11 protein-coding genes are annotated in these 12668 nt (G+C 67.7%); 10 read left to right on the top strand and 1 reads right to left on the bottom strand.

Annotated elements, in window-relative coordinates:
- Positions 1 to 11 precede the first annotated feature (11 nt).
- The 10 genes from ABVF28_RS03790 to ABVF28_RS03745 all read left to right on the top strand — a co-directional run bounded on the left by ABVF28_RS03790 (position 12) and on the right by ABVF28_RS03745 (position 11635).
- Positions 12 to 581 carry a F0F1 ATP synthase subunit B gene (locus ABVF28_RS03790; RefSeq protein ID WP_104312149.1) on the top strand — a complete coding sequence of 190 codons (570 nt, stop codon included), beginning with the start codon at positions 12 to 14 and terminating at the stop codon, positions 579 to 581.
- Positions 581 to 1372 carry a F0F1 ATP synthase subunit delta gene (locus ABVF28_RS03785; RefSeq protein ID WP_179556541.1) on the top strand — a complete coding sequence of 264 codons (792 nt, stop codon included), beginning with the start codon at positions 581 to 583 and terminating at the stop codon, positions 1370 to 1372. The genes ABVF28_RS03790 and ABVF28_RS03785 overlap by 1 nt, the downstream gene beginning before the upstream one ends.
- Positions 1373 to 1424: 52 nt before the next feature.
- A complete protein-coding gene (atpA, locus tag ABVF28_RS03780; RefSeq protein WP_104312147.1) occupies positions 1425 to 3050 on the top strand; it encodes a F0F1 ATP synthase subunit alpha in 1626 nt (541 codons plus the stop codon).
- 38 nt (positions 3051 to 3088) lie between these two features.
- On the top strand, positions 3089 to 3985 hold the full coding sequence (locus ABVF28_RS03775; protein WP_104312146.1) for a F0F1 ATP synthase subunit gamma: 897 nt from the start codon (positions 3089 to 3091) through the stop codon (positions 3983 to 3985).
- A 30-nt stretch (positions 3986 to 4015) separates the two neighbouring features.
- Positions 4016 to 5482 carry a F0F1 ATP synthase subunit beta gene (gene atpD / locus ABVF28_RS03770; RefSeq protein WP_104312145.1) on the top strand — a complete coding sequence of 489 codons (1467 nt, stop codon included), beginning with the start codon at positions 4016 to 4018 and terminating at the stop codon, positions 5480 to 5482.
- A gap of 2 nt (positions 5483 to 5484) precedes the next feature.
- On the top strand, positions 5485 to 5763 hold the full coding sequence (locus ABVF28_RS03765) for a F0F1 ATP synthase subunit epsilon (RefSeq protein ID WP_104253476.1): 279 nt from the start codon (positions 5485 to 5487) through the stop codon (positions 5761 to 5763).
- Positions 5760 to 6575 (top strand): YaaA family protein, encoded by an 816-nt coding sequence (locus ABVF28_RS03760; protein ID WP_371029536.1) that lies wholly within the window; start codon positions 5760 to 5762, stop codon positions 6573 to 6575. The genes ABVF28_RS03765 and ABVF28_RS03760 overlap by 4 nt, the downstream gene beginning before the upstream one ends.
- A gap of 171 nt (positions 6576 to 6746) precedes the next feature.
- Positions 6747 to 7499: a DUF5684 domain-containing protein gene (locus ABVF28_RS03755; RefSeq protein WP_104312142.1), complete on the top strand. Its 753-nt coding sequence runs from the start codon at positions 6747 to 6749 to the stop codon at positions 7497 to 7499.
- Positions 7500 to 7686: 187 nt separating this feature from the next.
- Complete coding sequence (locus tag ABVF28_RS03750; RefSeq protein WP_371029535.1) at positions 7687 to 8772, top strand: DUF4192 family protein; 1086 nt, start codon at positions 7687 to 7689, stop codon at positions 8770 to 8772.
- Positions 8735 to 11635 (top strand): FtsK/SpoIIIE domain-containing protein, encoded by a 2901-nt coding sequence (locus ABVF28_RS03745; protein ID WP_371029534.1) that lies wholly within the window; start codon positions 8735 to 8737, stop codon positions 11633 to 11635. The genes ABVF28_RS03750 and ABVF28_RS03745 overlap by 38 nt, the downstream gene beginning before the upstream one ends.
- Here the strand turns inward: ABVF28_RS03745 and ABVF28_RS03740 are convergent.
- A complete protein-coding gene (locus tag ABVF28_RS03740; RefSeq protein WP_371029533.1) occupies positions 11632 to 12645 on the bottom strand; it encodes an asparaginase in 1014 nt (337 codons plus the stop codon). The genes ABVF28_RS03745 and ABVF28_RS03740 overlap by 4 nt on opposite strands.
- Between the last annotated feature and the right edge of the window lie 23 nt (positions 12646 to 12668).

The raw sequence follows: 12668 nt of genomic DNA, 5'->3' as shown, positions 1-12668 counted from the left end.
CGGGTCCGCACATGAGCACCTTCGTACTGTCGGCGGCAACGTCGACGCTCGCAGCGGAAGAGGGCGGCAACGTCCTCCTTCCCGCTACGTATGACATTGTCTGGTCGTTGGTCGTCTTCGTTGTGCTCGGATTCTTCTTCTGGAAGTTCGCCATCCCGGCACTCCGCAAGGTTCTCGACGAGCGCGAAGCGCAGATCGAGGGCGGCATCCGCAAGGCGGAGATCGCTCAGGCCGAGGCCGCTGCCAAGCGCGACGAGAACGAGAAGCTTCTCGCCGCCGCGCGAACCGAAGCCGCGGAGATCCGCGAGCAGGCTCGCGTCGACGCAGACCAGATCAAGGTCCAGAAGAAGGCCGAGACGCAGGCTGAGCTCGACCGGATGACCGCTTCCGCAAAGGCGCAGATCGAGGCGGAGCGCCAGACGGCGATCGTCTCGCTCCGCGCCGAGGTGGGCACGCTCGCACTCGACCTCGCCTCCGGCGTCGTCGGTGAGAGCCTGCGCGAGGACAGCCGTTCGACGGCCTACGTCGACCGGTTCCTGAGCGACCTCGACAACGACCAGAAGGCAGGAACGCACAGCTGATGGGAAGCGCGACCAGACACGCACTGGCAGCCCTCAAGAACAGCGTCGACGGCTGGGGCCAGGCAGAGCTTGGAGATGCTGAGCAGGTGTTCGCGGCGGTCAACGCGGCGGGCGCCAACCAGCACCTCCTCGCAGCACTGTCCAACCCCGCCGCCGACGTCAGCGCCAGGCGCGAGCTCGCAGGGAAGGTCTTCGGATCGCACCTCGGCCCGCGTGCGCTGCAGCTCCTCCAGGACGCTGTCAGCCAGACCTGGTCGAGCAACCATGAGTTCGCGCTCGGCCTGCAGGAACTCGCAGTCCGTGCCACGGCCCAGACCGCAGGAGAGCAGTCGGCGATCGCCGGCGAGCTCACCACGGTCGCTGACACGATCAGCGCCAACCCGGAGCTCGAGCTCACGCTCGGGTCGCGCCTCGGAGACTCGGCTGTCAAGTCGCAGCTCATCGAACGTCTCTTCGCGGGCAAGATCAGCGCGCCAAGCCTGCTGATCCTCCGTGAGCTCGTGGGCAACCCGCTCGGTCGCCGCACGCGCCGCCTCCTCACGTGGGCTGGCGAAGTGGTTGCCGACCAGGCAGGCCGCTCGGTCGCAACGGTCACGGTGGCGAGTCCGCTCGCCCCCGAGCAGCTTGCGAAGCTCGAGGCGGGACTGACGCGTCGCTTCAACCGACGCGTCTCCGTCACGACGGTCATTGACCCGAAGATCATCGGCGGCCTGCGCGTGCAGCTTGGCGATGACGTGATCGACGACAGCGTCGCCGCTCGACTCAACAACCTCCGCCTGCAGCTCGCCTGAGCCTCACGCACTGAAACTCTCGGGGCGAGGCCCCGGACGACAAGGGAAGAACATGTCAGAACTCACAATCAATCCGGATGAGATCCGCGACGCGCTTCAGCAGTTCGCTTCCTCATACCGTCCGGAAGGCGCCACGGCGACCGAGGTCGGCACCGTGGTTGACGCCTCGGACGGCATCGCGCACGTCGAGGGTCTCCCTGGCGTCATGGCCAACGAGCTCATCACCTTCGCCGACGGAACGCTCGGCCTGGCCCAGAACCTCGACGAGAGCAGCATCGGCGTCATCGTCCTCGGCGAGTTCCAGGGCATCGTCGAGGGCATGGAAGTCCGCCGCACCGGCGAGGTCCTCTCCGTCCCAGTCGGCGACGGCTACCTCGGCCGCGTCGTCGACCCGCTCGGGAACGCGATCGACGGACTCGGCGAGATCGCGACGTCCGGTCGCCGCGCCCTCGAGCTCCAGGCTCCAGGCGTCATGGACCGCAAGTCGGTGCACGAGCCACTCGAGACCGGCATCAAGGCCATCGACGCGATGATCCCCGTCGGCCGTGGCCAGCGACAGCTGATCATCGGCGACCGCCAGACCGGCAAGACGGCCATCGCGATCGACGCCATCATCAACCAGAAGGCCAACTGGGAGTCGGGCGACGTCAACAAGCAGGTTCGCTGCATCTACGTCGCCGTCGGCCAGAAGGGCTCGACCATCGCCTCCGTCAAGGGCGCGCTGGAAGACGCCGGAGCAATGGAATACACGACGATCGTCGCGTCTCCCGCATCCGACCCTGCAGGCTTCAAGTACCTCGCTCCGTACACCGGCTCGGCCATCGGCCAGCAGTGGATGTACGAGGGCAAGCACGTCCTCATCGTCTTCGACGACCTGTCGAAGCAGGCTGAGGCCTACCGCGCCGTCTCGCTCCTCCTGCGCCGCCCGCCGGGCCGCGAGGCCTACCCGGGTGACGTGTTCTACCTGCACTCCCGTCTGCTCGAGCGTTGCGCGAAGCTCTCCGACGCGATGGGTGCAGGCTCGATGACCGGTCTTCCGATCATCGAGACGAAGGCCAACGACGTCTCCGCGTACATCCCGACCAACGTGATCTCGATCACGGACGGCCAGATCTTCCTCCAGTCCGACCTCTTCAACGCCAACCAGCGTCCTGCGGTCGACGTCGGAATCTCCGTCTCGCGAGTCGGTGGCGACGCGCAGCAGAAGCACATCAAGAAGGTCTCGGGAACGCTCAAGCTCGAACTCGCCCAGTACCGTTCGCAGCAGGCCTTCGCGATGTTCGCGTCCGACCTCGACGCGACGACGCGCAAGCAGCTCGAGCGTGGCGCACGCCTCACCGAGCTCCTCAAGCAGCCGCAGTACTCGCCGTACCCCGTCGAGCAGCAGGTCGTCGCGATCTGGGCCGGAACCAACGGCAAGCTCGACCTCGTCCCGGTCGACGAGGTGCTCCGCTTCGAGCGCGAGCTCCTCGAGTACCTCGAGCGCAACACCGACGTCCTCAGCCTCCTCCGCGACAGCGGGAAGCTCGAAGACGACACGCTGAAGGCCATGGCCGACGGTGTCGACGCCTTCGTGAAGACGTACCTCAAGAACGACGGAACTCCGCTCGTCGCAAGCGCCGAACAGGTCGCCGCTGACGAGATCGAGCAGGAGAAGATCGTCAAGAAGCGCCGCTAGGCGCCCTCGACGACTTCGACGACGAGCACAGGAGAAGCATGGGAGCACAACTTCGGGTCTACCGGCAGAAGATCAAGTCTGCCCAGACGATGAAGAAGGTCACCCGCGCCATGGAGCTGATCGCCACTTCGCGCATCACCAAGGCGCGGAAACGCATGGCCGAGTCGAACCCGTACGCGCAGGCGATCACCGAGGCAGTCTCGGCAGTGGCCAGCTACACGGACATCGATCACATCCTCGTCACCGAGCGTGAAGAGGTCCGCCGCGTCGCGGTCGTCGTCTTCACGAGCGACCGAGGCCTCAACGGAGCCTTCTCCTCGAGCGTGCTTCGCGAGGCCGAGGGCCTCACGAACCTCCTCGAATCAGAGGGCAAGGAAGTCGTCCACTACCTCATCGGGCGCAAGGCGGTCGGCTACTTCGCCTTCCGCAAGCGCGCGAGCGAGAAGCAGTGGACGGGCTCGACGGACCTCCCGGTCTTCCAGACCGCGAAGGAGCTCGGCGAGGCACTGGTCGAACGGTTCACGATTCCGTTCGAAGAAGGCGGCGTGGAGGAGATCCACTACGTCTACAACCGGTTCCAGTCGATGGTCACGCAGACGCCGACCGTCGTGCGGCTCCTGCCGCTCGAGGTCGTCGAAAGCGACGACGTCGTGGAAGAGGCCCCGCTGCTCCCGCTGTACGAGTTCGAGCCGGATGCGGAGACGGTGCTCCACGCACTGCTTCCCGACTACATCCAGGCGCGCCTCTTCAACGCCATGCTGCACTCCGCCGCATCCGAGCACGCTGCCCGTCAGCGCGCGATGAGCGCGGCTTCCGACAACGCAGACACCCTGGTGCGCGACTACACCAGGCTCGCGAACAACGCGCGCCAGGCAGAGATCACGCAGCAGATTTCCGAGATCGTGGGCGGCGCGGACGCGCTCGCAACCGCATAACCGCGCGAACACGCAAGAAAAGGACAAGACATGACGACGCACATCGTCTCCGACAGGGAAGACACGAAGGCTCCGGCCGGTGTCGGCCGGATCGCCCGTGTCACGGGTCCCGTTGTCGACATCGAGTTCCCGCATGACGCCATCCCAGGCATCTACCACGCGCTCGAGACCGAGGTCAGCCTCGGCGACCAGTCGCTCAAGCTCACGCTCGAGGTCGCACAGCACCTCGGCGACGACCTCGTCCGCGCCATCGCGCTCAAGCCGACCGACGGACTTGTCCGCGGCCAGGAAGTCCGCGACACGGGAGCCCCCATCTCGGTGCCCGTCGGCGACGTCACCAAGGGCAAGGTCTTCAGCGTCACCGGTGAAGTGCTCAACGAGACGATGATCTCCGAGCCCTACGAGATCACCGAGCGCTGGCCCATCCACCGCGAGCCCCCGGCCTTCGACCAGCTCGAGTCGAAGACCGAGCTCTTCGAGACCGGCATCAAGAGCATCGACCTGCTCACCCCGTACGTCCAGGGTGGAAAGATCGGCCTCTTCGGTGGAGCCGGTGTCGGCAAGACCGTCCTCATCCAGGAGATGATCCAGCGCGTCGCACAGGACCACGGCGGCGTCTCGGTGTTCGCCGGTGTCGGGGAGCGCACGCGTGAGGGCAACGACCTCATCTACGAGATGGAAGAAGCAGGCGTCTTCGACAAGACCGCGCTTGTGTTCGGCCAGATGGACGAGCCGCCGGGAACTCGACTCCGCGTCGCGCTCTCGGCCCTCACCATGGCTGAGTACTTCCGCGACGTGCAGAAGCAGGACGTGCTGCTCTTCATCGACAACATCTTCCGCTTCACGCAGGCCGGTTCCGAGGTCTCCACGCTGCTCGGCCGCATGCCGTCCGCCGTTGGATACCAGCCCAACCTCGCCGACGAGATGGGTGTGCTCCAGGAGCGCATCACGTCGACGCGTGGCCACTCGATCACGTCGCTCCAGGCCATCTACGTGCCTGCTGACGACTACACCGACCCGGCCCCCGCGACGACGTTCGCCCACCTCGACGCCACGACGGAGCTCTCGCGAGAGATCGCCTCGAAGGGCCTCTACCCGGCCATCGACCCGCTCACGTCGACGAGCCGCATCCTCGACCCCCGTTACCTGGGCGCCGACCACTACCGGGTCGCGACCGAGGTCAAGCAGATCCTCCAGAAGAACAAGGAACTGCAGGAGATCATCGCGATCCTCGGTGTCGACGAGCTCTCCGAGGAAGACAAGATCACCGTCTCCCGCGCTCGCCGCATCCAGCAGTTCCTCTCGCAGAACACCTACATGGCGAAGAAGTTCACGGGTGTCGAGGGTTCGACGGTTCCGCTCAAGGAGACCATCGAGTCGTTCGACGCCATCGCCAAGGGCGACTTCGACCACGTCGCCGAGCAGGCCTTCTTCAACGTCGGTGGAATCAACGACGTCGAAGAGAAGTGGGCGCAGATGCAGAAGGACAACGCATAGTCATGGCAGGCAAAGGCGAACTGACCGTCAAGGTCGTCGAAGCAACCAAGCTCGTCTGGGAAGGCAGCGCGACCATGGTCGTCGCTCGCACCTCCGAGGGCGAGATCGGAATCCTCTCCGGCCACGAGCCTGTGCTCGCTGCCCTGGGTGCCGGACAGGTTCGCATCACGGCTTCCGACGGATCGAAGATCGTCGCCAACGCCGAGGGCGGCTTCCTCTCGGTGAACAGCGACGTCGTCACGGTCGTCGCCGGCGAGGCTGAACTCGTCTCCGGGGAGTGACCGAAGGTCTCCTGCTGCTGTTGCCGCCGTCCGAAACCAAACGGGACGGCGGCAACGCTGCGTTCACGGGCGAATTGGTCGAGAGCCCGGAAGCAGGCGGGCTCAGCTGGTCGGAGACATTCGCGGCGACGCGTGAGCTCGTCGTCAGCGAGCTGCACAGCCTCTCCCACGACCGCGAGACAGCCCGCAAGGTGCTCAAGATCTCCGAGAAGCAAGCGGAGATCGAGCTCAACAGGAACCGCACGCTCCGCTCAGCCCCTCGCATGCCAGCGCTGCTCCGGTATACAGGTGTGCTCTACGACGCCCTCGACGCCCCGACCCTGACGGCGTCCCAGCTGAGCTGGGCGGCGCACCACGTGGCGGTTCACTCCGCCCTGTTTGGGCTCGTCGGCGGGGGAGAAGGCATCCCAGCCTACCGGCTCTCTGCGGCGTCACGGCTCGGCGGTGTCGCGGCCGCACGCCGGTGGGCTCCAGCGGCGAGCCAGGCGCTGTCGGCGCACAGAGGTCTTGTGGTGGACCTTCGATCGAAGGCGTATTCCGCGCTCGGGCCCGTCGAAGCCGCTCAGCAGCATGTGTCCATCGACGTCGTCTCGAGGTCCGCCGACGGCGCCGTGCGCTCACTCAACCACTTCAACAAGCGAGGCAAGGGCCTCTTCACCCGCGGTCTCATCACGCGCGCCTCGTCGCAGCCCGACCGGGCGGCGGCGCTGCAGGATGCGGAAGAGCTGTCGGACTTCTGCCGCGAGGCCGGTTGGGAACTCGAACCAACAGGACCGGGCGCGGCGCGGCTGATCGTGCCGGAAGGCCTTTGATCTCTCCACGAGGGGCATCGGTGTTGCCGAACACAGGCGCGCAGGGGAGCGCTCCCCATCGACAAAGTCGTTGAAACGCCGCTACTTTGTACCATGTCTGCGATTTCTGGCTCATGCGCACTCCCCGCGCTCGACGCAGACGTCGATTGAATATCAGAAAGTGACTCCTCAATGGAAATCATCGCTTACGGCGATCAGGCTGCTGCCGGTATCGGCGCCCTCGGGATCCTCCTGTGGCTCGTCATCGTGCTCGGCGCGTACGCGCTCACCGCGTGGATCATGTCGAAGGTGTTCACGAAGATGGGCATCGAGGCCTGGAAGGCCTGGGTTCCGGTCTACAACTCGTGGACATTCGTCGAGGCCGCGGGCTTCCCCGGTTGGTGGGTCCTCGTCGGTTTCATCCCCGGCGTCAACATCGCGCTCGTCGTCCTCATGGCGATCGCCGCCTACCGCATCGGTCTTGGCTTCGGCAAGAGCGGCGTCTGGGTGCTGCTCTACATCTTCCTTCCCATCGTGTGGCTCGCCATCATCGGCTTCGACAGCTCGCGTTGGAACCCGGCACTCATGAACCTCGGTGGCCAGTACGGCCAGCAGCAGGGCGCAGTCGGCTACGCGCCTGGGGCCCAGGGGCAGGCGTACGGACAGGCACCGGTGCAGTCGGGCTACGGACAGACTCCCGCCCAGCCGTATGGTCAGGCCCCGGCCCAGCCCAACGGCCAGCAGCCCTATGGTCAGGCCCCGGCGCAGCCCAACGGCCAGCAGCCCTATGGTCAGGCCCCGGCGCAGCAGCCGTATGGGCAGCAGCCGTACGGCCAGGCACCGACGCAGCAGCCGTACGGGCAGCCTCCCGTTCAGCAGCCGCCGCTTGGCCGGGCCCCCGAGAACCAGCAGCCTTACGGTCAGCAGCCCCCGGCTCAGCACTGACAGCGCACTGGACGCGGCGTCGTCCAGCCCCGAAGCACGGCACGCGGATATTCTTCCGCGTGCCGTGCTTCTTTCACGTCGTCGTCTGCTCCGTTCACTTCGTCGTCACAGACGCGTGAGTTTCGCGCTGTCCACAGGCGAGGCCGCCACGGAACCGCGCCGTTGACGTGAGGCCTAGCGTCTGGGCATGCAACAGATTCGCCTCAGCACGCCGAAGCAGATCCTCGACGCCGTGCCTCGTCTCCTCGGCTACTCACCCGTCGGCTCCCTTGTCGCCATACCGCTCAGCGGGAAACGGGGAGGCGTGGTCCTTCGCTTCGACTTGCCGGAGGTGCCGGAGCCATCTTCGGCGGGTGCGGCCCCGTACGCGAACGCGGTGATCGGTCACCTCTCGCACCTGAGAAGCATCGAGCGAGTCGTCTTCGTCCTGTGCCCGGACCTGCCCTTCGGGTCCGGGCCGCGGCCCCCCTTCTCCGTGGTTGCCGAGGAGCTCGTCGCAGCGGCAGACCGCGCGGGAATCGAGGTGGCTGCCTGCATCTGCCGAGCTGCTGACGCCTGGGGTGTCTACGGATGCGACGACGTCGACTGCTGTGACATCGGCCCGCGCGCGCTGGGCTCGCAGGAGGAGTGGGTGCAGGCTACGGCAAAGCCGGGGGACGAGTCGCTGATCACGCCCGCGTCCGTGACCAGGAGGCTTCGATTTGCGGAGGAGGATGAGCGACACTGGCAGCACCACGACGGCGAGGATGACCTGCCATCGATGCGGCAGCGGTGGCTTGCGGCCTTCGCGCCTGACACGTTCCGCGCTGCTCCGGCAGACGCGGAACTCGCACATCTGCTCTGCATGCTCCGAGGCCGCCACACCTCGGAACTCCTCCTCGTGACGATCGGGTTCGGCGCCCACAGCGACCTGCTCTCGCTGACGCCGGTCTGGAGCACGGTGATGGGCGAGGAGGACGTGCACCGACCCTTGCCCGAGTTCTCCCGCAGACGTGTTCGCCAAGCCGCCGCGATCCTCCGACGTCTCGCCGAGCTCGTCGACCTCGACGATGAACCCGTGCTCCTTGCCAGCATGAGCTGGCTCGAATGGGCCTCGGGGCGTTCGAGCGCCGCGGCGGCCTTCGCGAAGAGAGCCCTCGGCGTCAGCGCGGACGATCCGCTTGCCTCGAGTGTCGCCTGGCTCGTCGAACGGTGCGTGGTTCCACCCTGGCTCGCCGTTGTCGAACAGTGGTCGGATGAGCCGGAAGCCGCCGCTGCAGGACGTGACGACTGAGCGGAGTGACGGGCCGCCGGACGAGCAGGCGCGGCCCCGGCTGATCGAGCCCGTCCTGTGCCTGCCGTCGCCCGTCGCCGATGCGAGAGTGGTGGCGTTTCCCATCATCATGGCCTCGGCTCCGGTCGTCGTTGCGATCCTGCTCTGGCTGCTTCTGGGGTCACCCGCGATGCTCGCGTTCGCCCTGCTCGGTCCCGTCATGGCGGTGGCCAGCTACGCGGAGTCGAGACGTCAGGCGAGCGCCCAGCAGACGCGCGCGCAGGCCGTGTTCGACCGCGAACTCGACGCGTGCATCCAGCAGGCTCGGTCGCTCGCCGCGGACGAGCTGCGGAGGCTGGAGGCCCTCGCTGCGGAGACCTGCACCGCTCGGGCGGCACCTCGCCTGGAAGCCCAAGAGCGCTTCTGTCTCGGATCCGGCTCGGTGCGCGTGCGCGTCCCCATGTCCGGTGAGCTGCGCCACCTCCCCGAAGACGTGCGTTCACGTCTCGATCACGTCCTCACGCTCGACGACGCTCCCGTCTTCGGAGGCGGTGCGACGTTCGAGATAACCGGGAGTACCAGCCTGGTGCTCGCGGCAGGGCGCGCGCTGCTCGTCCAGCATGCGGCGTGCGCGGGCGAGGTCCGCATCTGTGCCGGCATTCCTGGGGCAGTCTTGGCTCAGGAACTGTCCACGCTTGGCCGCCCGTGGAGGTGGGGCGACGCGCAGGTCGCCGAGGGCGGGTTGCTCCTTGATCTCTCCGAAGGCCGAGGTATCGAATCGTCGAACGCGGCGCCGGTTCGCGTCCATGTGCAGAGCGCGTCGGCCGCGAGCGTCGTGCTCGAGAACGGCAGTCGCGTCACGCTGCGGCCCAGGTTCATGACGGCGGAGCAGCTGCGCGCGTCCGGTCCGAGCCGTTCCGACGAGGCTGGTCAGGCGGGCGTCGACGGCAAGGACGCAGGAGAACTGCGACGTGCCGCTTCGATCACGAGCCGAGGCGGGGCCCAGCCAGCGAGGCTGGAAGGCGCCGGCCTGTTCGCCCAGCTGGGCACGCACGGCACCGCGCTGTTCGGCATCGACCTCGTCACCGACGGCCCGCACGCGGTCATCGGGGGCACGACCGGTTCGGGGAAGAGCGAGCTGCTCGTGACCTGGGTGCTGGCGCTGACAGAATCGAGGTCCAGTCGCGAGGTACAGGTGCTGTGCTTCGACTTCAAGGGCGGCGCGACGTTCGACCCTCTGGCCGAGCTCCCTCACTGTGTGGGGATCGTGACCGACTTGGATGCTGCCGAGGCGCAACGGGCGGCGATCAGCCTGCGCGCCGAGCTCCGCGAGCGTGAACGTGCGCTCCGAGCTGCCGGTGCGACCCACATCGGCCAGCTGCCCGGCCTCGCACGGTTGGTCGTCATCGTCGACGAGTACCAGGCGCTTGTGGACGCCGGTGCCGCGCTGCATTCCGTGTTCGCGGACATCTCAGCGAGGGGGAGGAGCCTCGGGATGCACCTCGTCCTGTGCTCCCAGCAGCCTGCGATCGCGGTCCGTGGGACGACGCTGGCCAACTGCAGCATCCGCATCTGTCTCCGCGTGGTCGCGGAAGCGGACAGCACCGCGCTGATCGGCACCGCGTCCGCCGCGCGCCTGCCGGCCGACTCACCCGGGCTCGCCCTGGTCGTGCGCGACAGCCGGATCGTCGAAGTCCAGGTGCGGCATCGTGAGCGACTGGCCGTGGCGGGCCTCGTCCTGGCGGCCGTCGAACGTGAAGCTCACCTCGGTCATCTGCCGCCGCAGCGGCCGTGGCTCCCTGCCCTTCCCTCGCGGATCGCGCTTGCCGCGATCGCGGGGGACGGTCCGGGCCTCGCATTCGGGCTGAGCGACGACACGGACGCTCGCGAGCAGCGACCGGCTCGCTTTGATGCAGGTCTCGGCGCGATGGCCGTCATCGGCGGGCCTCGAACCGGCAAGACCGGCTGCCTCACGGTGCTCGTCGAGGCGTCCGGCGAGCGGTCCGACTCTGCCGTCGGGCGGATCACCGTCCTCTCGTCGGACCCTGAGTCCGCCTGGGACCAGCTGTGCGCCGCAGACCTCGCGTCGAGCCCGGGCTTGCTGGTCGTCGATGACATCGATGCGCTCCTCGCCGGGGTGGAGGAGCCGCACCGCACCGCCATGACCGAGCACCTCGTGCGCCTCATCAAGGCCTCCGCATCCTGCTCACCGGCTGTTGCGTTCTCGCTGAGTCGGGTGACGGGCGGGACAGCCGCGCTTGTCGCCTCCGCCGCCCAGACGCTCCGCCTGGTCGGCGGTGACCGCAGCGCGTACGTCATGGCGGGCGGGCAGGCTTCGGAGCACGACGCGGATGCCCCAGCCGGCCGCGCGGTCTGGCGGGGGAGAGCCTGTCAGGTCGCACAGGCGTCCCGGCCGATCAGCAACCGTGATCGCGACGCCGAGGCTGCGACGGATCGGCTCGCTCCGGTTCAGGGAGAGACCGACCGAGAGCTGCTCGTGGTGGCGCGGCAGCCCACCACGATGCGGCGCGTCCTCGAGGCAAGGGGGTTCGTGTGCACGGATCTCGCGGACTGGTGCGCGGCGACAACCGTGACTCGTGGCCACCCCGAGCGGGGCGGCTCGGAGCCGGGGAGCGTTCAGCGAGCCGTCATCGGCGACGTCGAGACGTGGCAAGGTCGCTTCGGGGTCCTGGCGAGGCTCTCCGCCGAGCACCGCGTGCTGCTGTCCGGTGTGACCCCCGGAGAGCACCGGTCGCTCCTCAGAGGCGATCCTCTGCCACCGCTGGTCGTCGACGCGTCGCGCAGCGCTGTGCTCCGCCACGCTCGAGGCACGATGGAACGCATCCGCTGGTCGAACGAGGAGAGGTCCCTCAGCAGTGCCTAGAGGCTCGTCGGAACTCCGCTGCCGACCATGATCTCGCCGACGAGGACGCCACCGCCCATGACCTCGAGCCCAAGCCGCGGCAGCAGCTGCTGCACTCGGCCCACATCGACGGCACCGGCGGCAACGAGCAGCTGCAGTCCCACGAGCGTCGTTCCACGACTGGAGCCGTCGAGCATCTTCATCGCAACAGCGGTGCCGTCCGGCGAGGCGAGGATGAGGACACCTTCAGCGCCGGACTTCGCGAGGACACCGAGCTCGGAGATGACGAGGGAGTTCGGGCGCCCGTGGCCCTCGAGAAGCCAGCCGTTGGAGAGCACGGAGCGCCACACCGCGGCGGCAGCTTTGAAGAGCGGAAACGGGGAAGACGGACTCGCCGTGGCGAGCCGGCTCGCCGCCGCCGCGAGACCGACGAGGCTCACGGCGAAGACCGGCGCGCCGCATCCGTCGACACCGACCGCGCTCGGGCGCTCCCGGGTCATGCGCTCGACCGTGTCCTTGATAGCCACCTGGAGCGGATGATCCGCCGCCAGGTACCCCTCCGTCGGCCACCCCTGGGCGACGCAGGCCGCCAGCATCGCAGCATGCTTGCCGCTGCACTCCATGTACACGGGGGAGGATGCCTCGCCGGCGCGTACGAGCGCGTCTCTGGATGCACGATCTCGGGGCCAGGAGGCGGGGCAGGCGAGCGCCCGGTCGTCGAGCCCGCTGGCGTGCAGGATCTCCCGCACGTGTGCGACGTGGTCTGGAGATCCGGAGTGGCTGCCGCAGGCGATCGCCGTCTGCTCGTCGGTCAGCTGCGCGCCGAGCGTCAGCGCGGTCTGCGCTTGGAAGAGCTTGAGGGTCGAGCGTGGGAACACCGGCTGATGCCCGTCTCCCAGCTCGGCTCGGATCGTAGCGTCCGGGTTGGTCAGGGCCGCAGCGCCGACGTGCCGGGATTCGATGAACCCTGAGCGGACGACAACGGCGAGTTCGACGGCGGCTGCAGCGTGCAGCGTTGATGCTTCGCTCATGATCGGGCAAGCCTACGCGGTGG

Source organism: Pseudoclavibacter sp. JSM 162008 (assembly GCF_041366455.1).
GTDB lineage: Bacteria > Actinomycetota > Actinomycetes > Actinomycetales > Microbacteriaceae > Pseudoclavibacter.
The sequence above is the reverse complement of the archived record's forward strand: the minus strand, read 5'-3'. Positions and strand labels throughout refer to the sequence as shown.

Excerpts from the sequence above, each read along its gene's own strand:
- ABVF28_RS03785 (WP_179556541.1), top strand. The coding sequence starts at position 581 with ATGGGAAGCGCGACCAGACACGCACTGGCAGCCCTCAAGAACAGCGTC.
- ABVF28_RS03740 (WP_371029533.1), bottom strand. The coding sequence starts at position 12,645 with ATGAGCGAAGCATCAACGCTGCACGCTGCAGCCGCCGTCGAACTCGCC.
- ABVF28_RS03750 (WP_371029535.1), top strand. The coding sequence starts at position 7,687 with ATGCAACAGATTCGCCTCAGCACGCCGAAGCAGATCCTCGACGCCGTG.
- atpD (WP_104312145.1), top strand. The coding sequence starts at position 4,016 with ATGACGACGCACATCGTCTCCGACAGGGAAGACACGAAGGCTCCGGCC.
- ABVF28_RS03765 (WP_104253476.1), top strand. The coding sequence starts at position 5,485 with ATGGCAGGCAAAGGCGAACTGACCGTCAAGGTCGTCGAAGCAACCAAG.
- atpA (WP_104312147.1), top strand. The coding sequence starts at position 1,425 with ATGTCAGAACTCACAATCAATCCGGATGAGATCCGCGACGCGCTTCAG.
- ABVF28_RS03790 (WP_104312149.1), top strand. The coding sequence starts at position 12 with ATGAGCACCTTCGTACTGTCGGCGGCAACGTCGACGCTCGCAGCGGAA.
- ABVF28_RS03755 (WP_104312142.1), top strand. The coding sequence starts at position 6,747 with ATGGAAATCATCGCTTACGGCGATCAGGCTGCTGCCGGTATCGGCGCC.
- ABVF28_RS03775 (WP_104312146.1), top strand. The coding sequence starts at position 3,089 with ATGGGAGCACAACTTCGGGTCTACCGGCAGAAGATCAAGTCTGCCCAG.
- ABVF28_RS03745 (WP_371029534.1), top strand. The coding sequence starts at position 8,735 with ATGAGCCGGAAGCCGCCGCTGCAGGACGTGACGACTGAGCGGAGTGAC.